Below are 22506 nucleotides of genomic sequence, written 5' to 3'. Positions count from 1 at the left end.
AGACACACGCGCCCGCCAGATCGGCCGGGACGTGCGCCTGATGACGGGTGCAGAAAGACAATATGGCTAAAAAGATGCTTATCGACGCCACCCACGCGGAGGAAACCCGCGTTGTTGTGGTCGACGGCAACAAGGTCGAGGAATTTGACTTTGAATCGGAAAACAAACGTCAGCTAGCTGGCAATATCTATCTGGCCAAGGTGACGCGGGTTGAACCCTCACTGCAGGCGGCCTTTGTGGATTATGGCGGGAACCGTCATGGTTTCCTGGCGTTTTCGGAAATTCACCCGGATTATTACCAGATCCCGGTTGCGGATCGTCAGGCGCTGTTGGAAGAAGAACGCGCCTATGCCGAGGCGCAGGCTGCGGAAGACGAAAAGCCCAAATCGCGCCGCCGCCGCCGCTCGAAATCCAAATCCAAAGCGGAAGAGACCAAATCGGCAGATGCGGTGGCAACCAAAGAGGTGGAAACACCTTCTGAGGCACCGGTGGAGAGCTCGGCGTCCGGTATGGATGTGATCGACCTGGACCAAGGTGGCGCGGACACGCTTGAAGGCCACTCGCCGATGGATCTGGTTGATGAGACCCCGGTTGCGGAACCGGCAGAGGATGCAACGGACGCACAGCAGGCGGACGACGGCGAAAAGAGCGACACGCAGGACACGCCCGCAGCAGAGACCCCGGTGGAGACATCTGCTCAAGAGGGCGCGGATGCTGGTGATGTGGCTGAAAAAGCTGCCGAAGATCAGGCCGCTGACCTTGCCAATGATGCGCAAGACGCCGACCATGCTGATGATGGCAATGGCGACGATGACGGCGACGAAGATGATCCGCTCGAAGCTGACGAAAAAGACGATCAGATCGAACGCGTTGCGGATGATGACAGCTCAGAAGACATCCGTCCGCGCCGCAAACCGCGCCAGAAACGTTACAAGATCCAGGAAGTGGTCAAGGTGCGCCAGATCATGCTGGTGCAGGTTGTAAAAGAAGAACGTGGCAACAAGGGGGCCGCGCTCACCACCTATCTGTCTCTGGCAGGTCGTTACTGCGTCTTGATGCCCAATACCGCGCGCGGTGGGGGCATTTCGCGCAAGATCACCAACACCACCGACCGCAAGAAACTCAAGGAAATCGCCACCGAGATCGACGTGCCGCAGGGCGCAGGTCTGATCATCCGCACCGCGGGCGCCAAGCGCACCAAGACCGAGATCAAGCGCGATTATGAATATCTGCAACGCCTGTGGGAGCAGATCCGCACCCACACGCTGGAAAGCATTGCCCCGGCCAAGATCTATGAAGAAGGCAACCTGATCAAACGCACGATCCGCGACCTCTATTCGCGTGAGATCGACGAGGTGTTTGTTGAAGGCGCCGCCGGCTATCGCACCGCCAAGGACTTCATGAAAATGATCATGCCGTCCCACGCGAAAAACGTGAAACACTACCAGGATCAGATGCCGCTCTTTGCGCGGTATCAGGTGGAAAGCTACCTCTCGGGCATGTTCAACCCGACGGTGCAGCTGAAATCCGGTGGCTATATCGTGATCGGCGTGACCGAAGCTCTGGTGGCGATTGATGTGAACTCGGGTCGGGCCACCAAGGAAGGCTCGATCGAGGAAACCGCGCTCAAGACTAACCTGGAAGCCGCCGAAGAGGTGGCGCGCCAGCTGCGTCTGCGCGACCTTGCCGGGCTGATTGTGATCGACTTCATCGACATGGATGAACGCCGCAACAACTCCGCCGTTGAAAAACGGATGAAAGACAAGCTCAAGACCGACCGCGCGCGCATTCAGGTGGGCCGGATCTCGGGCTTTGGTCTGATGGAAATGTCGCGCCAGCGTCTGCGCCCCGGCATGATCGAGGCCACGACCCAGCCGTGTAATCATTGCCACGGCACCGGTCTGATCCGGTCCGACGACAATCTGGCTCTCAATATCCTGCGTCAGCTGGAAGAGGAAGGCGTGCGTCGTCGTTCACGCGAGGTTCTGGTGAAAGCACCGGTTGGCATCGTCAATTTCCTGATGAACAACAAGCGTGAACATATCGCCCAGATCGAAGCGCGCTATGGCATGGCGGTGCGGATCGAAGCCGATCCGTTCCTGATTTCACCCGATTTCGCCATCGAGAAGTTCAAGACCGCCACCCGGGTGGTGCCGGAAGCGGCTGCGCTGGTCTCGGCGGATGCCTCACTGATGAGTGAGATTGACGAGGTGGAAGAGGCCGAGGTGATTTCCGAGGACGCGCCGGCAGAGGCTTCGACCCCCTCAGGGGACGAGGAGCAAAAGCCCAAGAAGCGCCGCCGTCGTCGCCGCCGCCGTCGCAGCTCCAGTTCCGAAAATGGCGAGAACGGTGAGAACGGCGAAAACGGAGAGACCACCGACGGTTCGGATGAGAACGCTGACGGGGCCGAAGACGCAAAGGCATCGGACGGCGAAGCGCCAGGTGACGCGGCCAGTGAGGGTGCGGATGCCGGCGGGGATGCATCCCCTGCCGAGGCGGCTGACGAGGCAGAAAAAGACGCTGCCAAGCCGGAGAAAACCAGCGGCAAATCCACCAGCAAGACGACCAGAAAAAGCTCAACAACCAAGAAAAGCTCGACCAGCAAGAAGAAAGCTGCTGCGCCCGAGGCTGGGGAAGAGGCTGGGGAAAACGCCTCTGACGCTGTGTCGCCTGCGGAAGATAAGCCCAAGAAAACCACGCGTAAAAGCAGCTCAACCCGGAAAAAGTCGAGCAGCTCCAAGGCAAAGAAAGAGGCTGAGGTCGCCTCTTCTGAGCAGGGTGCTGATGCGGTGACAGGCGAGGCCACTGAGGCGGCGAGCGATGCACCTGCCGAAGGTGAGGTGAAGCCGAAGAAGACCACGCGCAAACGTTCGACTTCGACCAGTAAGAAGAAAGCGGCCGAGGTCGTGGAACCTGCGCCTGAAAGTGCTGAGCAAGAAACCTCGGCAGAGGCCGTGGTTGCAGCAGAGCCGGTGGGCGTCACCGTGGAACCCACCCCTGCGCCTGCAGATGAGGCAGCCGCCGAAACGCCCTCTGAAGCGGCAAGCGTGGCCCCCTCAGAACCCATGGCAGACCCTGTGACGGAAGAGGCGTCAACGACCGCTGTAAAAGAGGACACGCCCCCCAAGCCCAAGCGCAAAGGCTGGTGGTCGCTGGGCCAGTAAGGTCGTACATGGCGAAGATACGAAAAAGCCGGGCATCTGCCCGGCTTTTTTCTTTTCGGGGGGCCGCCTGTGCGCGTTGCGATCCGTAGCCCGCTTCGCGTCAGCCTTTGCGAATGAAATAATGGGTGACGTCCTGATCCCCAAGTTTTGCGGGGGCCTCTCCCAGAAACTCATGCCCCTGTTCCGCGCAGAAATGCGGCACGTCAATCACTGCGGCGGGATCGGTGGCCTCAAGACGAAGCACCTGGCCGTTTTGCATGGATTTCAACCGCTTGCGGGCTTTCAGAACCGGAAGCGGGCAGAGCAGCCCAATGGCGTCGAGGGTTTCATCATAGGTCATGGGGGAGACATAAAAGGCCAGGCGCTGCCTGTCCAGTATCTGTCGCGGATCTCTCTCGCGCGGATGTGACCATCTGGCAGGTGACAGCGCCTGCGCATTGGCCTATGTGAGGATCATGTTTGGAATTGACCTCATAGATGCAGCCCTTCTGCCTGCAATGATCGTGGCCCTCGTGGCCGGTGTCCTGTCGTTTCTCAGCCCCTGTGTGCTGCCGATCGTGCCGCCCTATCTGGCCTATATGTCGGGTGTGTCGATGGGGGAGATGACCGAAGGCAAATCGGGGCAGGGCAAGGTTTTGCTGACGGCTGGGTTTTTCGTGCTGGGCCTGTCGACAGTGTTTCTGTTTCTGGGGTTCACCACATCGGTCTTTGGCTCGTTCTTTTTGCAAAATCAGAGCTATTTCAACACCTTTGCCGGTGTTTTGGTAATGATCTTCGGGGCGCATTTCCTGGGTGTGATCAACATTCCCTTCCTCAATCGTGAGGCGCGGATGGATGCGGGGGACCAGGGGGGCAGCGCCTTTGGGGCCTACCTGCTTGGGCTGGCCTTTGCCTTTGGCTGGACGCCCTGCATCGGCCCGCAACTGGGAATGATCCTGTCCTTGGCCGCGACGGAAGGATCCGTTTCTCATGGGACGCTTCTGCTGGCGGTGTATGCGGCGGGGCTGGGCATTCCATTCCTGCTGGTCGCAGCGTTCTTCCCGCGCATGGGGCCGGTGATTGCCTTTATGAAGCGGCATATGGAGCGGATTGAGCGGGTGATGGGGCTGTTGCTGTGGACCATCGGGCTGCTGATTCTCACCGGTGGGTTCTCGGCCTTTTCCTATTGGCTTTTGGAAACCTTCCCGGCGCTGGCAAGTTTGGGATAGGCCGGAAGGGGCGCTGCCCCTCGCGCTTTGCGCTCACCCCGAGGTATTTATAGCAAGAAAAAGCCAGTGTGGCCGCGGGGAAAGCGCTGTCCGGGGCTTACTTTGGCCCAAATCCGCCGCTATCTTCTGGGCAAAGCAGGGGTCCGGGAGATGGTCGCAGAGTTTTCAAACACTCAAGATGTGTGCAGGCGGCGGGTGTTTTATATTCCCGGCTACGATCCTATTCATCCCCGTCGGTATCGCGAGCTCTATCGTAAGGAAAGTGCCCGTCAGGGGGCGGTGTCCGGCTATGAGGTGGATCTGATCGGCCGTCAGGGCGGCGACACTTATGGCTGGCAGGTCACGTCGCGTATGGACGGAGTGGAAACCGAGGCCGAGTTTGATGTTCTGGTCTGGTCCGACATTGTCCGCACCAGCATGGATCTGAATATTCCCCGCACCTATCTGATGATGGCCCGCACGGCTTGGGTTTACATCAGCTCGGGCGCGCTTGGGCGGTTGATGCGATTGCGCAAGGGGCCGGTGATTGCAGCGCTTTACCCGGTGGGCATGTTGCTTTTGCAATTGATCCTGGCGCTTCTGATCGCCTGGGTGCTTGGGGGGCTGATCACGCTGGGTCTGCGCGGGGTGATTGGCGGTGCTGCAGCGATCAGTGCGGGGGCGGTCGTGGGGATCGCAACTGTCCTTGCGGTTCTTGTCTGGTTTCGCAGGATCGACAGCAAGTTATACGTCTATTACCTGATGCATGATTACAGTTATTCGGCGGCGACCAAAGGGGCCAATCCACCGGATCTTGAGGCGCGGATTGCGGCGTTTGCGGGTCAGGTCGGTGCTGCGTTGCAAAGTGATGTGGATGAGGTTCTGGTGGTTGGTCATTCTTCTGGCGCACATCTGGGCGTGTCGATCCTGGCGGATCTGCTGCGCGATGGGCGCGTGGCTGAAGGGGGGCCGAAGCTGGGATTTTTGACGCTTGGGCAAGTGGTGCCGATGGTGTCGTTTCTGCCTGAGGCCTGGCGGTTGCGCCGCGATCTGCATGCGATGAGCCAATCAGACCAGATCACCTGGATCGACGTGACGGCGCCGGGGGATGGCTGTGCCTTTGCTTTATGCGACCCGGTGTCGGTTTCGGGCGTGGCGCCCAAGACGGGCAAACGCTGGCCGATCGTGTTCTCTGCGGCTTTCACGCAGACCTTGTCTCCGGCGCGCTGGAAGGCGTTGAGATGGCGGTTCTTCCGACTGCATTTCCAATATCTCTGCGCCTTTGACAGGCCACGGGATTACGACTATTTTCGCATCACGGCTGGCCCGATAAGCCTTTCTGAACGTTATAAAAACCGAAAGCCATCGGGCAGCCGTATCGACCGTTCCATATCGAAATATACCAGTATGGAACCGTGATGAGCTGTCCGCATCTTCCCCCCAAACCCCCCGCCCGATCCGGGCGCGTATCGCTGCGCCGTTATGCCAAGCTGTTTCGGCAAGACATTCTGTCCGCCCAGCCAGCGCGGCTGTATCGCGCTTGGATGGCTGAGTTTCGCACGCCGTTTTTTCGCAGTTTCATGTGCAATGACCCGGAGCTGATTGATCTGGTCCTGAAGGGGCGGCCGGATGATTTCCCGAAATCTGACCGAATCCGTGAAGGTCTTGCGCCGCTATTGGGCAACTCGGTTTTCATCACCAATGGTGAGACGTGGAAGCGGCAACGTCGCATCATTGATCCGGCGTTTGAAGGCGGGCGGGTGCGCGAAGTGTTTCCCGCCATGTGGGATGCGGGCGTTGCAGCGGTGACGCGGCTTGCCCCGCTTGCCAATGGGCAACCTGTTGAAATTGAACTGCAAACCAGCCATGCGGCGGCGGATGTGATTTTTCGCACCTTGTTTTCGATCCCGATTGAACATGAGGTGGCTGGCGCTGTTTTTGACCGGTTCAAGGACCACCAGCGCGCGCAGCCCGTGGTCAATCTCGGGGCCATTCTGCCCTTGCCCAAATGGTTCCCACGCTTTCATTCGCGTCAGACCCGTGAAACCGCGCGCGACATTCGCGCTCTGATCACCCGGCTGACAGAAGAGCGTATGACGCGCATTGAGGCGGGGACCGCGCCGGACGACCTTGCCACAAAAATCATGACCACGCAGGACCCGGAAACGGGCCAGCGGTTCGACACGGAGGAAATGGTGGATCAGGTGGCGATCTTCTTCCTCGCGGGGCATGAAACCAGCGCCTCGGCGCTCGCCTGGTCCCTTTATCTGCTGGCACTTTACCCTGAGTGGCAGGAGCGGGTGGCCCGGGAAGCCTTGACAGCAATTGATCCGGAGAAGATCTATTTCTCGGTCATGTCGAAACTGAAACTGTCCCGAGATGTGTTTCGGGAAGCGATGCGGCTGTATCCTCCGGTGCCGATGATGGTGCGGGAGGCGGCCTGTCCCGAGCAGTTCAGGGGGCGCAACGTGCCCCGTGGGAGCCAGATTGTGCTCAGCCCCTGGCATGCCCATCGCCACGAGCGGATCTGGGATCGGCCGGATGAGTTTGACCCCGCGCGGTTCTCTACCCCTGACGGCAAAGAGAGCATGCGGGCGGCGTATTATCCCTTCTCGGCGGGGCAGAGGGTCTGTCCGGGATCTGCTTTCGCGATGATTGAAGGGCCGCTGATCCTCTCGTTGTTGGTGCGGGCTTATCATTTTGAAATCGTGAAGGAAAAACCGGCCATGCCGGTGGCCCATCTGACCGTCCGGGGCAAAGATGGGATTTGGCTGAAATTGGTCCCTCGCACAGTATCCTGACGCGTATCGGGTGTTTTCTGTCGTCAGGTTAAAATCCATGCACTTGGCTGTTTCTGACCCGGCAGGGGGAGTGTGGCCGGAATTTCCCCGAGATTTGCATGGATCCACCTCTTAAATTTGACCTGTATTTGGTCCAATATCCAATGAGGAGGGTCTGGGATGTGGAGAAACATGTCGGGAGCGGGATCCTCTGAACGGGGATCCGGATGGGAGGTTTGGGGAGCCATGAAAGACCGGCGCAAGAAGAATTGTTCTGATGGGGAACCGGGCAGCTCTGTGTCCCGCGATGAGCTGGAAGAGATGTTCGGAGATATTCTCAAACCGGATGGGGAGGATAAAGCCCTCAGCGAAGAAGAGCGTCTGCAACGGCTGCGGGCTGCGAAGCTGAGAAACGCACTTTATCCGAAGGACAGGTGACGGGGCAGAGCCGGCTGGCCTTTAACGGGCGGCCTTATTCTGCAGATGGGTCAGCACATAGACACGGATCGCCGAGGCAAGCCCGCGATCCATACCGCGGGTTTCATCCACCTCTGCCGCAAGAGCGTTGAGCGCAAGGCCGCGTTCTTTGGCAATGGCTTGAAAAGCTTTCCAAAACTCTGGCTCCAGGGACACGGATGTGCGGTGGCCATGTAAGGTGAGGGAGTGTTTTTGCGGGCGGGTGGTCATGTGTCATCCTCCCGTTTGTGGCCGTCAAACAGGCGGATCACCCGGTCTTTGTCGGCCTTCTCCACCGCTTTTTGAGCCTTGGTGCGGCCAAATTTCACGGCGTTTTCGTCTGCGCGGGCCTTTTGTTCGGCCCGCGCTTTTTCTTTTCGATACCGGTTCAGGTTGACCGGTTTCATGGATCAGGCCTTCGGGCCGATCATCTGCTCCGGGCGGACCACGGCGTCGAAGGTTCCTTCATCAACAAAGCCAAGCGCAATCGCCTCTTCCTTCAGGGTGGTGCCGTTCTTATGCGCGGTCTTGGCCACTTTGGTGGCATTGTCATAGCCGATGGTCGGGGCCAGTGCGGTGACCAGCATCAGGCTTTCCTTCATCAGCTTGTCGATGCGCGGCTCATTGGCTTTGATGCCATTCAACATCCGCTCGGTGAAGCTGTCGGTCGCGTCGCCCAGAAGCTGGATCGACTGAAGCAGGTTGTAGCTCATCATCGGGTTGTAGACGTTGAGCTCAAAATGCCCTTGCGAACCGGCAAAGGTCATCGCAGCGTTGTTGCCCATCACATGGGCGGCGACCTGGGTCAGCGCCTCGGCCTGGGTCGGGTTCACCTTGCCCGGCATGATCGAGGAGCCCGGCTCGTTTTCCGGCAGGATCAGCTCACCCAGACCCGAGCGCGGGCCGGATCCCAGGAAGCGGATATCATTGGCGATCTTGTAGCAGGAGCCGGCCACGGTGGCCAAGGCGCCCGACATGAACACCATGGCGTCATGGGCGGCCAGTGCTTCGAACTTGTTCGGTGCGGTCACGAAGGGCAGGTCGGTGATGCGCGCCATATTGGCGGCCACTTCTTCGCCCCAGCCTTGTTTGGTGTTGAGCCCGGTGCCCACAGCGGTGCCGCCTTGAGCGAGTTCGTAAATGCCGGGAAGCGCAGCTTTCACACGCGCGATGCCCTGACGGATCATATGGGCGTAGCCCGAAAACTCCTGGCCCAGGGTCAGCGGGGTCGCGTCTTGGGTGTGGGTGCGGCCGATCTTGATGATGTCCTTGAACTCTTCTTGCTTGGCCTCAAGCCCGGCCAGCAGTTTCTCAAGCCCCGGCAGCAGCACGTCACGCACCGACATGGCGGTGGCGATATGCATCGCGGTGGGGAAAGTGTCGTTCGAGGACTGACCCATGTTGCAGTGATCGTTCGGGTGCACCGGATCTTTCGACCCGATCACGCCGCCCATGATTTCGATGGCGCGGTTGGCGATCACTTCGTTGGCGTTCATGTTCGACTGGGTGCCGGACCCGGTCTGCCAGACGACCAGCGGGAAGTTGTCGTCAAACTTGCCCGCCACAACTTCGCTTGCAGCCTGGATAACGGCGTCTGCAATGGCCGGGTCCATGTTGCCGGATGCCTTGTTGGCTTCGGCGCAGGCCTGTTTGATCACGCCAAGAGCGCGCACGATGGCGACGGGCTGCTTTTCCCAGCCGATCGGGAAGTTCATCAGAGAGCGTTGGGTCTGAGCCCCCCAATATTTGTCTGTGGGAACTTCGAGCGGGCCAAAGCTGTCGGATTCAGTGCGGGTCTCGGTCATGTCTTGCGCCTTTTTTCAAAAGAAACCGACGCTTTTCTACCCGAATACGCACCAAATTCAATGGGGCAGAGGTGGGAAAGGGGAGAGGTAGCGCCAACATTGCATGCAATTGTGCACAATTATCTACTGACGACCCAACTCATCAGCTGAAATGGGGGTCCAAATTGCGGACCATGTCTGTTGGGTGACGGTGCGCGGGCGGCCTGACGCCGGGCGCCATGTTATTTGCGGAAACTGTCGAGACTGACCACGTCAGCGTCCTTATGGGCCGCATCATCATCGGCCTCGTCCTCCGCATCGGTTGGATTGGCCTTGCCGCATGCAGGTGACAGATCGGCCTCATCCACACCGGATACATCATCATCCTCACCTGCCAGATGCAGATTGGCGTGATGCTCCTCGCTGTCCTGTGTTTCGAACCGCAATCCGAATTCCACCGAGGGATCCACGAATGTGTTGATCGCATCAAACGGCACATAAAGTGGTTCGGGTGAGTCGCCGAAATTCAGGGTCACGTTGAACCCGTCTTCGCCCACTTCCAGATCCGCAAACCAGTGCTGCAGGACGATGGTCATATCTTCTGGAAACCGGTCATACATCCAGTCCGCCAGCTCGGTTTCCGGGTGGCGGGTGTTGAAATTGATAAAGAAATGGTGCTGCCCGGGCAGGCCGTTGCGTGCCACATCCTCCAGCACGGTCCGGATCAGACTGCGCATGGCGTTATGCATGAGGTTTCCATAGTCAATTGAACCGGACATTTCTCATCCTTGTCTCACCCTTGGTTGGCCCATCGTATCAGGGATGTTTCGTGGTTCGAGCATAAGCGAATTTTCGGTGAAATAAAGCGTTGAACGAAAAATCTTTGTGAAGTCACAACGGTTGATTTTGTGCGGAAATGCGGGCCTGTGGTGGTTTGGTGAAACGCAATAATCCTTTTGATTATAAACTGTTTATGGGTAGGGCTAAGGCGCATTTTTATACCGTTATAATCAGCTTGTTGATCTCTCTTGCTGCGGTTGGATCCCCTTTGCCTTGGTTGCCGTTGAAACGCTTCGGGTAAGGGGGCGCTCGCCAGGGGAAGGGCCAGACTATGTTTGGGCAACAGGCGGGGGAAAGTGCAGGTTTCTGTTGCCAGGTACCTGCGAACCCCGCCTTACGCGGCTAGGCATAAGGACTTAAGTTTCGGCGACCCGAACTGCTTACGCAGCCAGAGCCATTGCCGGAGCTTTGTTGTCGTTTGCAACTAGCTTAAGTGAACCGATAACGGTGGTATCTCACCGAAACAAAGCTAACCCCTTTAGACGTCCGTCGATCCTATTTCGCCCCCACGATATCAAGGTTTTCCCCAAACGAAGGATGCCCCTGAGTGTGTTATGGTGGAGGCGCCGGGTACCGCCCCCGGGTCCGATCCGCTTATTACGAGCGCGTTTATGTCCATAGTCCCCGAGGGGACAGATCATATGTAAGGGGTGCAGACGGAATTGAAAAGGGGTCAGGTGCCGGGATTAAGGCGATAATGTCCGGTGATTGGGAAGGAAAACAGGATATTGTCTTCCTGTGTGCCGGCTCCGATATTGTGAATGACCAGCGGGTGCTGGCCTGTAGGATCCAATTTATCTGACAGGATGCCAATATGTGGAAGGGAGCCGCTGACCGTCCAGGTCACGATGTCACCTGGCCGATAGTTTTGTGCTGTGTCGGAGATGGGCAATGAATACCCTTGCCGCGCCAGATAGGTCTGAATATTCGGGACGCGCCGATGGTCTATATTTCGGTCGGTCTGGGACAGCCCCCAGTTCTTCGGATAGCTGGAAAAAGCCTGTTTCATGTCCTCATGAATAGCAACTTGAAGGTCGATGTTATGGGCATCGCGCAATGCGCGTATGACAACATCCGTGCAGACCCCTGTTTTGCGGTCAATATCACCACCGGGATAGCCAATCGCGGCATAACTGCCATCATAGTATCTTGTCACACCGACCTGAGACCTCGCGGAGTGCAGCAATTGCTGTGTCCAGACCGGGATCTCATATTGCGTGTGTTGGGGGACCGTATCCGAGGCCGTCTGCCGGGTCACTGTGTCAAAGCTTTGCGCTGGGAGGGAAATGCCCAGCATATTGCGAAGATATCCATTCACGATGAGACGGGTTTGAAACGGGGTGACGCTCCAAGCAATCCACGCGAATAGGACAACAGCAAACAGACTCAAGAACTTTTTCATTCCAATATGCTAGGCGATAGCAACAGGTCTTTGCCAATCGATTGGGCATAAAGTGGAGGTGTTGGCTGCTTTTTGCCATCCGCAGGCAGAGCGACAGGAGAGCAAAGTGATGACTTCTTTCGGAGCGCGTCAGGCCGAAAGGCGATTACGCCCCAACTCGACCGTATATTGCGAAAGCTTGCCCAGAGCAGAATCGGCTTCGGTTTGATCTCTTCCCTCAATGGCATCAGCGATCTGCGTATGCAGGGCAATGATCCGATCCCGGTCCCGCTGGGTATAGGTGATCATGTTCATGAGCGGCTGCATCGCCTCGACGGCACCGGCCAGTTGGTAAGACAGAACCGGATTGCCCGCGCCATCCACCAGCGCCCGGTGAAAGGCCACGTCCGAGGCGCAGAAGGCTTCGTCCGTGAGGCCCGGTTGGGACTGGCGCATGATCTCGGCGCGCATGGTGGCAAGGTGATCGGCCGTGCGACGCTCTGCCGAAAGTGGCGCACAGGCGCGTTCCAGCGCAAAGCGTGCCTCACAGGCGGTCTCGAAACTCACCTCGTTCATCGACAAGAGCAGCGTTGATGTGGTGATCTGCTGGCCGTAGGCATCCTCAAAGGACATGCGGTTGACGAAAGCACCGCCGGTGGCGCCCCTTTGGGTGCGGATGAGGTTCTGCGCCGCCAGCCGTTTCAACGCCTCGCGCACGGTCGGGCGCGAGACGGAGAACTGCTCAGACAGTTCTGCCTCGGACGGCAGGCGCTGATCCACAATCAGATCCCCCGCGATAATCGCATCGCGAATGTCACTGGCAATCTGTGCCGAAAGGTCTTGCGGGGTGGGTTTGCTCGCACTCATGTAAACTGTTTAGGGGGCAATGCCGGTCCGGGTCAACTGGACGCTACGTCACTTTTGGGGTCGGTAAAATTCATTTGTCAGACAATTGCATGATGGGCATAGTTTTAAATGTAAGACAATTCGAGTCAGGAGAGGTCCCGATGCAGATCGCCGACAGGATACGACAGATGGCAGCCCCCCATTGGCTGGCGCTGTTCGGGCTGGTCGCCTTGGGCTGGATGGTGCTTTACGCGATGGCGGTGCCGTCTGACCAGATGGAGATGGCGCAGATCTATGGGGCCGAGTTCTGGCGCTCGCTTTGTATCGTGTCGCCGGATCAGGCCGGGTTCTGGGGGCTTGCGCTTATGTGGATGATCATGTCCGCGGCGATGATGGCGCCGACCGCACTGCCTGCGCTGGCCACCTATGATGACATGATTGCGTCTGGTGCGGCCAGTCGGCAGGGGTTTGGTGAGCTGATCGCGGGCTATCTTGCGGTATGGCTCGGCTTTTCGCTGCTGGCGGCAGGCGCGCAGCTGCTGCTGTTTCAGGCGGGACTTTTGTCACCGCTGGGGCGAAGCCTGTCGGCCTGGCTGTCCGGCGGGTTGCTTGTGGGGGCGGGGCTTTACCAGTTCTCATCCCTCAAAGAGAGCTGCCTGTCCAAATGTCGCCATCCGATGAGTTTTTACATGCAGTATTGGCGTGAAAGCCGCTGGAACGCGGTCTCGCTTGGCCTGCGCCTTGGGGCGGTCTGCCTTGGTTGTTGCTGGGCCCTGATGCTGCTTGGCTTTGTGGGCGGGGTGATGAACATCGCCTTCATGGGGCTCGCCACCCTGATCATGATTTTCGAAAAGCTGCCGGAACTGGGCCGCTATATCACCAAACCGCTGGGCTGGGGACTGACGATCCTGGGGCTTGCGGTGATTACCAATGGCGCATTGACCCTGATCTAGGGCGCGCAAGGAAGGGAGAGAGAAATGGACGGGACGCAAATCGGTCAGGTTGAATGGGCCATCAAGGGAGAGCTGATCCTCAACTGTAACTGCACGGTGTTCTGCCCCTGTGTGGTCAGCCTGGGGGATCACCCGCCGACAGAAGGCTATTGCATGGGCTGGGCCGGGATCCGCATCGACAGCGGCAATTATGGCGGCGTTGACCTGTCGGGGCTGAATGTGGGGCTTTTGCTGGAGATCCCCGGTCGTATGGCGCGTGGCAACTGGAAAGCCGCCGCCTATATTGATGAGCGCGCGGATGATGATGCGTTTGAAGCGCTCTGCCATATTTTCACTGGGGCGGCCAAAGGCACCACGGGTCTCTTTAAAATGCTGGTCAGCGAGTTTCTGGGTGCAGAACGCGCGCTGGTATCGTTTGAAACCGAAGGCAACACCCGTCGCCTGATCGTTGGCAAAGCCATTCGTGGGTCCGTGACCCCGGTTCCGGGCAAGGGCGGGGCCGATCAGGTGATCACCAATACCAATTACTGGATGGGGCCGGATATCACCGTGGCCAAAGCCGACGAGGCCCGTGTGCGTGCCTTTGGACGGGTCTGGGACTTCGACGGCAAATCCGCCGAGATTTGCCAGATTGATTGGAAAGGCCCCGGTCGCTAAGGCGGCTGGGTTCACGTCAAGGGAGCGCGACCCATGGCACAGAATGCCCCGCTGATCTCTCCGTCCCGCCGTTTGCGGCGCACGCCTTTTTCCCCCGGTGTCGAAGCTGCCGGGGTCAAAGGCTATACGGTTTACAACCACATGCTGCTGCCGACCGTGTTTCGGTCGGTGGAGGAAGACTATCGTCACCTGAAAGAGGCCGTTCAGGTCTGGGATGTCTCTTGTGAGCGTCAGGTCGAGGTGAGGGGCCCCGATGCTGCCCGCCTGATCCAGATGCTCACCCCGCGCGACCTGTCCAAGATGCAGGACGGACAATGCTTCTATGTGCCGATGGTGGATGAGACAGGCGGGATGCTGAACGATCCGGTGGCGGTAAAGCTGGACGAGGACCGGTTCTGGATTTCCATTGCCGACAGTGATCTGCTGTTTTGGGTCAAGGGGCTGGCCTATGGGTTCCGGCTGGATGTGCTGGTGGAGGAACCGGATGTGTCACCGCTTGCCATTCAGGGGCCGAAATCGGACGATCTGGTGGCGGCGGTCTTTGGCGACGCGGTGCGCGATATCCGGTTCTTCCGCTACAAACGGCTGGCGTTCCAGGGACGTGAACTGGTGGTGGCCCGGTCGGGCTATTCCAAGCAGGGTGGGTTTGAGATCTATGTGGACGGCTCTGACATCGCAATGCCGCTGTGGAATGCGCTGATGGAGGCGGGCAAGAGCATGGACGTGCATGCAGGCTGCCCCAATGGCATTGAGCGCGTTGAAGGCGGGCTTTTGTCTTACGGCAACGACATGACCCGTGAAAATACCCCGCATGAGGCCGGTCTCGGGCGGTTTTGCGCGACCCAAAGCGCGCTGGGCTGTGTGGGGCGTGATGCGCTGTTGCGTGTGGCCAAGGAAGGCCCGGTGCAACAGGTGCGCGCGATTGAGATCCACACCGGGGGCGGGGGCAGCACACCCATTCCGCCCTGTGACCGGGCCTGGCCGCTGATGGATGGGGACAGGCAGGTGGGGCAGGTGACCTCGGCCGCCAACTCCCCTGATTTCAACACCGGTGTTGCCATCGGTATGGTGCGCATGACCCATTGGAACAGCGGGACAGAGCTGGATGTGATCACCCCGGATGGCCCCCGCGCGGCCACGGTTTACGATACTTTCTGGATATAAAGGGGACGCCTCTGACATGAGGTCCCGAGAAGAGGAGATGAGGATGTTTAAAGCACTGGTAATGGAACAGGACGGCGAAGGGCTGGCAGCCGCACAGATCAAGGAGATCGGTGAGGACGCCCTGCCCGAGGGCAATGTGACCGTGGCCGTTGAGTATTCCACCGTGAACTACAAGGACGGGCTGTGCCTGTCTGCAAAAGGCGGTGGGCTTGTGCGCAACTATCCGCATGTGCCGGGGATCGACTATGCGGGCACCGTCGAGGCGTCTGACGATGACCGCTATAAACCCGGCGACAAGGTGGTGCTGACTGGCTGGCGTGTGGGCGAAGTGACCTGGGGCGGCTATGCCCAGAAGGCGCGCATTGACGCGGACAAGCTGGTGCCGCTGCCCGAAGGTCTGACCACCCGTCAGGCGATGGCGGTGGGGACCGCCGGGTTCACCGCAATGCTGGCTGTGATGGCGCTGGAAGATCACGGGTTGAAGCCGGGCAATGGCCCCGTGCTGGTCACCGGTGCTGCCGGAGGGGTTGGCTCGGTTGCTACCGCGATCCTTGCAAATCTGGGATATGAAGTTGCCGCCGTGACCGGTCGCCCGGATCAGGCGGATTACCTCAAATCTCTGGGGGCCACCACCATCGTGCCGCGCGAAGAGCTGAATGAGACCACCAAACGTCCGCTGGAGCGTGAAACCTGGGCCGGGTGCGTGGATGCCGTGGGCGGGGACATGCTGGCCCGTGTGCTGGGGCAGATGAAATACGGCGCCTCCGTCTCTGCCGTGGGGCTTGCCGGCGGTGCCGGATTGCCTGCCACGGTGATCCCGTTCCTTCTGCGCGGTGTGAACCTGTTGGGCATCGACTCGGTCATGCAGCCCTATGACAATCGCCTGCGTGCCTGGGAACGGATCGCCAAAGACCTGCCGATGGAGAAGCTTGAGGCGATGATCCACCCGGCCACACTGGACGATCTGCCTGCGCTGGGCGCAGATATCCTGAAAGGGCAGGTCAAGGGGCGTGTTGTTGTGGATGTGAACGGCTGACACGGCGCGGGGCGGGCTTGACCCGCCCCGACATATGCGGCATGAGGGCCACATGATCAGACACATGCACAGTTTTGCCTATTATCCCCTGTTCTCATAGAACGGGTGGCAAGCATGTGCGAAAAACGATCAATGTGACAACGATCAAACCGACATCGACCGCCCCGAGGGCGGTCTTTTTCTTTTCAACCCCTCCTCGGGGTCAGAAAGGAAAAGAGACATGGATAATCTGATAATTCGGGCTGTGGAGGCGCGGGATCTGCGCGCGCTGGGCGATCTGGTCAGCAGCCTCGCGCGTCATCACGGGGATACGGCGCGGGTCACGCAATCGGGGCTGGCGCGTGACTGTCTTGGCCAGGCGCCATGGCTTCGCATTCTGGTGGCTGAGCATCATGGTGGACTGGTGGGCTATGCTGCCCTGTGTCCGCAGGCGCGGCTGCAATTCGGGGCGCGCGGGATGGAGCTTCATCACCTGTTTGTGCATCGCCCGTTGCGGGGGCAGGGCGTGGGGCGGGCGTTGCTCACGGCGGCCCGGGATCTGTCCCACCAGATGGAAGCCGATTTTCTCACCGTGGCGGCAGAGGCGGGCAATGCGGCGGCGCAGTCCTTCTACGAAGCCGCCGGGTTCAGGGCGCTGCCGGATGATGCGGCCCGTTATCAGATGGTGGTGTGACATTATCTGCAAATCGGTCTGGTGTGGGCGGAAATGGGGCAGGGGAAAATGTCGCATCCGCCCAACCGTGGCCCGTTCCTATATGTGTTGGGAGCGCCCGGAATTTCACGTCTGAACGTCACCCTGAAAAACACAATGAGGACAAGCTCATGGCGGCAAAAAGCACCTCCCCCGACAGGATCCCCCGCGACCTGTCCCTTGAACAGATTGACGGGCAGCGCTGGCCGGTGCCCTGCTGCGCCTCCTATCTGGTTGCCACCACAACCGCGCTGCGGCAAAAACCGATCGGCCAGTTCACGGTGGAAAATCTGCGCATCATGATCGCACAGGATATCGGGGCTGAGATCCTGAGACCGATTGCGCTGGAGACCTTGCGGGACAACCCGATGGCCGAGGGAGATTATTATCCCGGTGATTTGCTGGAAGCCGCCTTGAAACGCTGGCCGGAAGATCAGGAATTGCAGGACATTGCCGCGCGGAAGACGCGCGCGGGCGGCTGATTTCTGGCCCCGGACCGAACGCTCCGTTCGGACAATTAGCGGCCAGTCCACCTGCCTGCCCAACGGCCTGCCCAACAACCGGTCCAGATCACCACAGATCCGTTTTGTGAAACCGGCACCTCGGCCGAAACCATTGGCCATATGCGACATGGATGTCGGTTTCGGTTGAAAAAAGGGCGCTTGAACCCATATTTAAATCCCCCCACCCGACAGGTTCGCAGCATCAAGCAAGTAGGGAGGGGATATATGTCCCAAGAAACAGAAACTGACTATGAGGTCGGTCAGGACAACGTCCAGATCTTTGGTCTTGATTTTCACAACCCGGTCTTTGCCATTTCCGCAGCTGTCATTCTCGCTTTCGTGTTTTTCACGCTGGTGTTTCAGGACAGTGCAGAAGGGTTCTTTGGCTGGCTGCGCCCCGCGCTGACCAGCTCGTTTGACTGGGTGTTCATGCTCGCCGGGAATATTTTTGTAATTTTCTCGCTGGTGCTGATCGTAAGCCCCTATGGCAAAGTGCGCCTGGGTGGTGCGGATGCCAAGCCGGATTACAGCTATATGGGATGGTTCTCGATGCTGTTTGCCGCTGGCATGGGGATTGGCCTTGTGTTCTGGGGGGTCGCTGAACCGATTTCGCATTACGGCAGCTCCCTTGGCGGCACCGCTGCCGAAGCAGGGGCGCGCACTGACTGGGCTCCGCTGGGGGCCGCTGCCGACAACCCGGAAGCGGCGCGTGATCTGGCCATGGCAGCCACCATTTTCCACTGGGGTCTGCACCCTTGGGCGGTTTATGCGGTTGTGGCTTTGGCTCTTGCATTCTTCAGCTTTAACAAAGGCTTGCCGCTGACCATGCGCTCGGTCTTCTACCCGATCTTCGGAGAAGCCACCTGGGGTCTTGCAGGCAATGTGATCGACGTTCTGGCCGTGTTTGCCACCATCTTTGGCCTTGCCACGTCGCTGGGTCTGGGCGCTACACAGGCGCTGGCCGGTCTGAACTATCTGTTTGGCGTGCCGGTTTCTGATGGCATGAAAGTGCTCCTGATTGTTGCGATCACCATCTTTGCGCTGGTCTCGGTTGTGGCGGGGCTCGACAAAGGGGTGAAGCGCCTGTCCGAGTTGAACATGGTGCTGGCAGCCATCCTGTTGCTGCTGGTGATCATCGTGGGGCCGACCGTGGCGATCCTGACCGGGTTCTTCGACAACCTCTGGGCCTATGCGGTGAACCTGCCGTCCCTGTCGGGGGTCATCGGGCGCGAAGACACCAACTTCATGCAGGGCTGGACCGCCTTCTACTGGGCCTGGTGGATCAGCTGGTCACCTTTCGTTGGCATGTTCATCGCCCGCATCTCGCGTGGCCGCACCGTGCGCGAATTCATCACCTGCGTGTTGATCATTCCCACCGTTGTGGGCGCGATCTGGATGAGCGTCTTTGGTGGCGCCGCTCTGGATCAGGTCATGTCGGGTGCAGGCGAAGCTTTGTCCAATGCCGGGCTTGAGCTGAAGATGTTCACCATGTTCGAAGCGTTCCCGATGACCGGCCTGCTGAGCTTTATCGGCATCATCCTGGTGATCGTGTTCTTCGTCACCTCGTCCGACTCCGGTTCGCTGGTGATCGACCAGATTACCGCCGGTGGCAAAACCGATGCGCCGACCGCGCAGCGTGTGTTCTGGTGTATCCTCGAAGGTGCCATCGCCATTGCCCTGCTGTTGGGCGGCGGGCTGGCAGCGCTGCAGGCGGCAGCGATTGCTACGGGGTTCCCCTTTGCCATCGTTCTCGTGCTGATGTGCGTTTCGATCTTCCTGGGTCTGCGCGGTGAGCGTACAAAATAACGCGGCCTGTCCACTCAGGACATGTCACGTCAAAGGGCTCCCATCCGGGGGCCCTTTTTCATCTCACCTCTTGACCCGTGTCTCCGCTCTGGCTAGCACTTCATCTGAATTTGTCATGTGCCCTCAGTGCATGGCTGCCCGCGGAGAGACATCCCGCGTGGCTGGCTGGAGGACCTGCCGGAACGGGAGCCCCCGGACCGCTGTCCCACGCTCCCTGAAGTCAACAGTGGCATGGTGCCGCGATAGGGGAGCGAGAGATGAAAGATCTTGAAACCACTAGGAAAAACAATGGGCTGAACATCGACTGGGTGCGGGCGCAATTCCCCGCCTTTTCGGAACCCAGCCTGCAGGGGCAGGCGTTTTTCGAAAATGCGGGCGGGTCCTATACCTGCCAACAGGTGATCAACCGGCTAACCCGCTATTACACCCAGCGAAAAGTGCAACCCTACGCCCCTTACGAGGCCTCAGCCCTGGCGGGGGCGGAAATGGATGAGGCGCGGGAGCGTCTGGCGGCGATGATGGGGGTGGACAGCGATGAGCTGTCATTCGGGCCATCAACCACGCAGAACACCTATGTTCTGGCCAATGCGTTTCGCAGGTTCCTGAAGCCGGGTGATGCAATTGTCGTCACCAATCAGGATCACGAGGCCAATACCGGCCCATGGCGCCGCTTGGCAGAGGAAGGGTTTGAGCTGCGCGAATGGCAGGTTGATCCCGAAACCGGTCATCTCGATCCGGGCCAGCTGGATGATCTTCTGGACGAGAAGGTCAAACTGGTCTGTTTTCCCCATTGCTCAAATGTGGTGGGAGAGATCAATGACGTGAAAGCGATCTGCGCAAAGGCGCGTGCCAATGGGTCTTACACCTGTGTCGACGGGGTCAGCTATGCGCCGCATGGCTTTGTGGATGTGGCGGATCTGGGCGCGGATATCTACCTGTTCTCGGCTTACAAGACCTATGGTCCGCATCAGGGCATCATGGTGATCCGCCGCGCCCTGGCGGAGGCGCTTCCCAATCAGGCGCATTACTTCAACGCCGATTGCCTTTACAAACGCCTGACCCCCGCCGGGCCAGACCACGCGCAGGTTGCCGCCTCGGCCGGCATGGCAGATTATATGGATGCGCTGGCCGCAGAGCATGGCGTTCGCGAAGGCGGGGCATTGGCCGCCCGGGCCGCCCATGGCCTGATGCGTGCGCATGAGGTGAAACTGCTGCAACCGCTTCTGGATTACGCCAAGGCCAAGAACTCGGTGCGGCTGCTGGGGCCAGATCAGGCAGAGGCGCGCGCACCTACCGTGGCGCTGGCGTCGCAAATCGCAGGGGAAGACCTGGCGGCACGGCTTGCCCCTCTTGGCATCATGGCCGGAGGAGGGGATTTCTACGCGGTGCGCGCGCTTGCAGCCCAGGGCGTGGACCCGTCCCACGGGGTGCTGCGGGTGAGTTTCACCCATTACACCTCCGAGGAAGAGGTGACCAAACTGATCGAGGCGCTTGATCAGGTGCTGTGATGGCTGGTGCATTGGGGCAGTTCGTTGATAGAATTGCCCCATGTCGCTGCTGGTATTGATATTCGCGCTGACTTTCGTCGTGGTCTTTTTGATCCTGCACCACCTGCAGGGCAGGCGTGCGGGGGCTGGAACGGGAGCCCGCCGCGCGTTTCGGTCCGGATCATGTCGCTGGGTGCAGGTTGGGCAGTCCACGCCAAACCTGATGCAATTCAGATGCTCCACCTGCGGCGTCACGGCCTATTCCTCACAGAAAAGCGGACCAGAGCAGTGCAAACGAGATCTGGCAAAAGGCCAGTCATTGTAGCTCTTGCTGCATGCGCAAAACCACCCTCTTGTCCGTTCCCCCCTGAACCGCCTAAAGTGTTTCGACTTATTATTGAGACACAATAATGAGGCGAAACGCTCGAAACCTACTGATGTTGCGGGCGTTTCGAAATCACCTTGTGACTCAAGTTAATCTCGAAACGCTTTCGCCTTGTGGTGTTCAAGACATTGGATTTCACATTGGATTTTGGGGGGAGCCATGATCCTGACGGAGACCAGGGGGCAGCCTGATCTGCCGCGTTATTTTGCCCGTGTGTTTGACCGCGCGGGCCGGATGAATACCGGACAGCTTGATTTCGTCTTGCCGGATGGGCGCCGGTTTCGCGCTTTTGGCGCGCGGCCGGGGCAGGTGGCGGAGCTGAGGATACACGAAGCGGACGTTTTTGCCCGGTTGATCCGCGAAGGGCATCTGGGCTTTTGCGATGCCTATATCGAGGGCGGCTGGTCGACCCCGGATCTGCAGGCTTTTCTTGATTTGTTACAAGATGATAACGAGATCATTTATGACGGTTTTCCCGGGATGATCTTTGTGCGATCCTACGAGCGGATGCGCCACCTGATGAATGGCAATTCCAAACGTCAGGCGAAAAGAAATATCAGCTATCACTATGATCTGGGCAATGCGTTCTATGCGTTGTGGCTGGACAAGACGATGACCTATTCCTCCGCCCTGTTTCGCTCGGGGCAGGAAAGCCTGGAATGTGCGCAGGAACAGAAATACGCCTCTCTCCTCGAACAAATGGGGGTGGGGCCTGGTGATCACGTGCTGGAGATCGGATGCGGCTGGGGCGGCTTTGCCGAGTTTGCCGCAAAGCGGGGCGTGCGTGTCACCGGGCTGACCATTTCGCAAGAGCAGCATGATTTCGCCGTGGAAAGGATCGCGCGGGCGGGCCTGTCGGACCTGGTCGAGATCCGACTTCAGGATTACCGCGACGAGACCGGCAAATATGACGGGATCGCCTCGATCGAGATGTTCGAGGCGGTGGGAGAGAAATACTGGCCAACCTATTTTGAAACCGTGCGCAACTGCCTGCGTCCGGGGGGGCAGGCCGTGTTGCAGATCATCACCATCACCGAGCGGCGCTTTGATCAATATCGCAAGGGCGTCGATTTCATTCAGAAATACATTTTTCCGGGGGGGATGCTCCCGTCGAAAACCCGTCTGCGCGAAGAGGTCGCCCGGGCAGGGCTTGCCTTTCGGGACCAGATCACATTTGGCGAAAGCTATTCTGAAACGCTGCGCCGCTGGCACGATGTGTTCAATGCAAAATGGACCCGCGTGGCCGAGCTGGGGTTTGACAACCGGTTCCGGCGCATGTGGAATTTCTATCTGACCTCCTGTGCTGCATCTTTTCATTCGGGAAATTGCGATGTGGTGCAGGTGACCTTGCAAAAGCCGGGCTGAACGGGTGATATAGATCCATGC

Annotated in this window: 21 protein-coding genes and 1 other RNA gene; 14 read left to right on the top strand and 8 right to left on the bottom strand. The window is 59.0% G+C overall.

Annotated elements, in window-relative coordinates; translation table 11 throughout:
- Positions 1 to 62: 62 nt before the first annotated feature.
- Positions 63 to 3164, top strand: coding sequence for a ribonuclease E/G (locus XMD517_RS04855; RefSeq protein WP_173486423.1), 3102 nt, complete (start codon positions 63 to 65; stop codon positions 3162 to 3164).
- Positions 3165 to 3264: 100 nt separating this feature from the next.
- Here the strand turns inward: XMD517_RS04855 and XMD517_RS04850 are convergent, their stop codons facing one another.
- Entirely contained in the window at positions 3265 to 3504 is a 240-nt protein-coding gene (locus XMD517_RS04850; protein WP_055192471.1) for a sulfurtransferase TusA family protein, read from the bottom strand.
- A gap of 115 nt (positions 3505 to 3619) precedes the next feature.
- Here XMD517_RS04850 and XMD517_RS04845 point away from each other — a divergent pair, with 115 nt between their 5' ends.
- The 4 genes from XMD517_RS04845 (at position 3620) to XMD517_RS04830 (ending at position 7569) form a co-directional block, all read left to right on the top strand.
- On the top strand, positions 3620 to 4372 hold the full coding sequence (locus XMD517_RS04845) for a cytochrome c biogenesis CcdA family protein (protein ID WP_173486422.1): 753 nt from the start codon (positions 3620 to 3622) through the stop codon (positions 4370 to 4372).
- A gap of 150 nt (positions 4373 to 4522) precedes the next feature.
- Positions 4523 to 5770, top strand: a complete 1248-nt coding sequence (locus XMD517_RS04840; protein WP_173486675.1) for a hypothetical protein — start codon at positions 4523 to 4525, stop codon at positions 5768 to 5770.
- Positions 5770 to 7152, top strand: coding sequence for a cytochrome P450 (locus tag XMD517_RS04835; protein WP_173486421.1), 1383 nt, complete (start codon positions 5770 to 5772; stop codon positions 7150 to 7152). Before XMD517_RS04840 ends, XMD517_RS04835 begins: the two co-directional genes overlap by 1 nt.
- Positions 7153 to 7377: 225 nt before the next feature.
- Positions 7378 to 7569 (top strand): hypothetical protein, encoded by a 192-nt coding sequence (locus XMD517_RS04830; RefSeq protein WP_173486420.1) that lies wholly within the window; start codon positions 7378 to 7380, stop codon positions 7567 to 7569.
- A gap of 21 nt (positions 7570 to 7590) precedes the next feature.
- On the opposite strand, the gene XMD517_RS04825 is transcribed toward XMD517_RS04830, so the two are convergent.
- The 7 genes from XMD517_RS04825 to XMD517_RS04795 form a co-directional block, all read right to left on the bottom strand.
- Positions 7591 to 7818, bottom strand: coding sequence for a ribbon-helix-helix domain-containing protein (locus tag XMD517_RS04825; protein ID WP_173486419.1), 228 nt, complete (start codon positions 7816 to 7818; stop codon positions 7591 to 7593).
- Positions 7815 to 7994, bottom strand: coding sequence for a DUF4169 family protein (locus XMD517_RS04820; RefSeq protein ID WP_055191744.1), 180 nt, complete (start codon positions 7992 to 7994; stop codon positions 7815 to 7817). Before XMD517_RS04820 ends, XMD517_RS04825 begins: the two co-directional genes overlap by 4 nt.
- A gap of 3 nt (positions 7995 to 7997) precedes the next feature.
- Entirely contained in the window at positions 7998 to 9392 is a 1395-nt protein-coding gene (fumC, locus tag XMD517_RS04815; RefSeq protein WP_173486418.1) for a class II fumarate hydratase, read from the bottom strand.
- Positions 9393 to 9613: 221 nt separating this feature from the next.
- Positions 9614 to 10150: an SspB family protein gene (locus tag XMD517_RS04810; protein ID WP_173486417.1), complete on the bottom strand. Its 537-nt coding sequence runs from the start codon at positions 10148 to 10150 to the stop codon at positions 9614 to 9616.
- A 356-nt stretch (positions 10151 to 10506) separates the two neighbouring features.
- Positions 10507 to 10884: a transfer-messenger RNA gene (ssrA, locus tag XMD517_RS04805) on the bottom strand.
- Complete coding sequence (locus XMD517_RS04800) at positions 10885 to 11613, bottom strand: DUF1287 domain-containing protein (protein ID WP_217360481.1); 729 nt, start codon at positions 11611 to 11613, stop codon at positions 10885 to 10887.
- A gap of 129 nt (positions 11614 to 11742) precedes the next feature.
- On the bottom strand, positions 11743 to 12459 hold the full coding sequence (locus tag XMD517_RS04795; protein ID WP_173486416.1) for a FadR/GntR family transcriptional regulator: 717 nt from the start codon (positions 12457 to 12459) through the stop codon (positions 11743 to 11745).
- 140 nt (positions 12460 to 12599) lie between these two features.
- Between XMD517_RS04795 and XMD517_RS04790 the strand changes: the two genes are divergently transcribed.
- The 9 genes from XMD517_RS04790 to XMD517_RS04750 all read left to right on the top strand — a co-directional run bounded on the left by XMD517_RS04790 (position 12600) and on the right by XMD517_RS04750 (position 22485).
- A complete protein-coding gene (locus XMD517_RS04790; RefSeq protein ID WP_254449698.1) occupies positions 12600 to 13391 on the top strand; it encodes a DUF2182 domain-containing protein in 792 nt (263 codons plus the stop codon).
- A 24-nt stretch (positions 13392 to 13415) separates the two neighbouring features.
- Positions 13416 to 14048, top strand: coding sequence for a DUF1326 domain-containing protein (locus tag XMD517_RS04785; protein WP_173486415.1), 633 nt, complete (start codon positions 13416 to 13418; stop codon positions 14046 to 14048).
- A 33-nt stretch (positions 14049 to 14081) separates the two neighbouring features.
- Entirely contained in the window at positions 14082 to 15212 is a 1131-nt protein-coding gene (locus XMD517_RS04780; RefSeq protein ID WP_173486414.1) for a dimethylsulfoniopropionate demethylase, read from the top strand.
- A gap of 43 nt (positions 15213 to 15255) precedes the next feature.
- Entirely contained in the window at positions 15256 to 16248 is a 993-nt protein-coding gene (acuI, locus tag XMD517_RS04775; protein ID WP_173487921.1) for an acryloyl-CoA reductase, read from the top strand.
- Positions 16249 to 16468: 220 nt separating this feature from the next.
- The gene (locus XMD517_RS04770) at positions 16469 to 16921 is read left to right on the top strand and encodes a GNAT family N-acetyltransferase (RefSeq protein WP_055191764.1); all 453 of its coding nucleotides are present in this window, start codon (positions 16469 to 16471) and stop codon (positions 16919 to 16921) included.
- 149 nt (positions 16922 to 17070) lie between these two features.
- Positions 17071 to 17421 (top strand): contact-dependent growth inhibition system immunity protein, encoded by a 351-nt coding sequence (locus tag XMD517_RS04765; protein WP_173486412.1) that lies wholly within the window; start codon positions 17071 to 17073, stop codon positions 17419 to 17421.
- A 246-nt stretch (positions 17422 to 17667) separates the two neighbouring features.
- Positions 17668 to 19248, top strand: coding sequence for a BCCT family transporter (locus tag XMD517_RS04760; RefSeq protein ID WP_173486411.1), 1581 nt, complete (start codon positions 17668 to 17670; stop codon positions 19246 to 19248).
- A gap of 257 nt (positions 19249 to 19505) precedes the next feature.
- Entirely contained in the window at positions 19506 to 20756 is a 1251-nt protein-coding gene (locus tag XMD517_RS04755; RefSeq protein WP_173486410.1) for an aminotransferase class V-fold PLP-dependent enzyme, read from the top strand.
- A 523-nt stretch (positions 20757 to 21279) separates the two neighbouring features.
- On the top strand, positions 21280 to 22485 hold the full coding sequence (locus XMD517_RS04750) for a cyclopropane-fatty-acyl-phospholipid synthase family protein (protein WP_173487920.1): 1206 nt from the start codon (positions 21280 to 21282) through the stop codon (positions 22483 to 22485).
- Positions 22486 to 22506: the final 21 nt, after the last annotated feature.

The sequence above is a fragment of the Aliiroseovarius sp. xm-d-517 genome (assembly GCF_013283135.1).
GTDB classification, from domain to species: Bacteria; Pseudomonadota; Alphaproteobacteria; order Rhodobacterales; family Rhodobacteraceae; genus Aliiroseovarius; species Aliiroseovarius crassostreae.
The sequence above is the reverse complement of the archived record's forward strand: the minus strand, read 5'-3'. Positions and strand labels throughout refer to the sequence as shown.

Coding starts and splice junctions, on each gene's coding strand:
- XMD517_RS04855 (WP_173486423.1), top strand. CDS start 63: ATGGCTAAAAAGATGCTTATCGACGCCACCCACGCGGAGGAAACCCGC.
- XMD517_RS04850 (WP_055192471.1), bottom strand. CDS start 3,504: ATGACCTATGATGAAACCCTCGACGCCATTGGGCTGCTCTGCCCGCTT.
- XMD517_RS04845 (WP_173486422.1), top strand. CDS start 3,620: ATGTTTGGAATTGACCTCATAGATGCAGCCCTTCTGCCTGCAATGATC.
- XMD517_RS04840 (WP_173486675.1), top strand. CDS start 4,523: ATGGTCGCAGAGTTTTCAAACACTCAAGATGTGTGCAGGCGGCGGGTG.
- XMD517_RS04835 (WP_173486421.1), top strand. CDS start 5,770: ATGAGCTGTCCGCATCTTCCCCCCAAACCCCCCGCCCGATCCGGGCGC.
- XMD517_RS04830 (WP_173486420.1), top strand. CDS start 7,378: ATGAAAGACCGGCGCAAGAAGAATTGTTCTGATGGGGAACCGGGCAGC.
- XMD517_RS04825 (WP_173486419.1), bottom strand. CDS start 7,818: ATGACCACCCGCCCGCAAAAACACTCCCTCACCTTACATGGCCACCGC.
- XMD517_RS04820 (WP_055191744.1), bottom strand. CDS start 7,994: ATGAAACCGGTCAACCTGAACCGGTATCGAAAAGAAAAAGCGCGGGCC.
- fumC (WP_173486418.1), bottom strand. CDS start 9,392: ATGACCGAGACCCGCACTGAATCCGACAGCTTTGGCCCGCTCGAAGTT.
- XMD517_RS04810 (WP_173486417.1), bottom strand. CDS start 10,150: ATGTCCGGTTCAATTGACTATGGAAACCTCATGCATAACGCCATGCGC.
- XMD517_RS04800 (WP_217360481.1), bottom strand. CDS start 11,613: ATGAAAAAGTTCTTGAGTCTGTTTGCTGTTGTCCTATTCGCGTGGATT.
- XMD517_RS04795 (WP_173486416.1), bottom strand. CDS start 12,459: ATGAGTGCGAGCAAACCCACCCCGCAAGACCTTTCGGCACAGATTGCC.
- XMD517_RS04790 (WP_254449698.1), top strand. CDS start 12,600: ATGCAGATCGCCGACAGGATACGACAGATGGCAGCCCCCCATTGGCTG.
- XMD517_RS04785 (WP_173486415.1), top strand. CDS start 13,416: ATGGACGGGACGCAAATCGGTCAGGTTGAATGGGCCATCAAGGGAGAG.
- XMD517_RS04780 (WP_173486414.1), top strand. CDS start 14,082: ATGGCACAGAATGCCCCGCTGATCTCTCCGTCCCGCCGTTTGCGGCGC.
- acuI (WP_173487921.1), top strand. CDS start 15,256: ATGTTTAAAGCACTGGTAATGGAACAGGACGGCGAAGGGCTGGCAGCC.
- XMD517_RS04770 (WP_055191764.1), top strand. CDS start 16,469: ATGGATAATCTGATAATTCGGGCTGTGGAGGCGCGGGATCTGCGCGCG.
- XMD517_RS04765 (WP_173486412.1), top strand. CDS start 17,071: ATGGCGGCAAAAAGCACCTCCCCCGACAGGATCCCCCGCGACCTGTCC.
- XMD517_RS04760 (WP_173486411.1), top strand. CDS start 17,668: ATGTCCCAAGAAACAGAAACTGACTATGAGGTCGGTCAGGACAACGTC.
- XMD517_RS04755 (WP_173486410.1), top strand. CDS start 19,506: ATGAAAGATCTTGAAACCACTAGGAAAAACAATGGGCTGAACATCGAC.
- XMD517_RS04750 (WP_173487920.1), top strand. CDS start 21,280: ATGATCCTGACGGAGACCAGGGGGCAGCCTGATCTGCCGCGTTATTTT.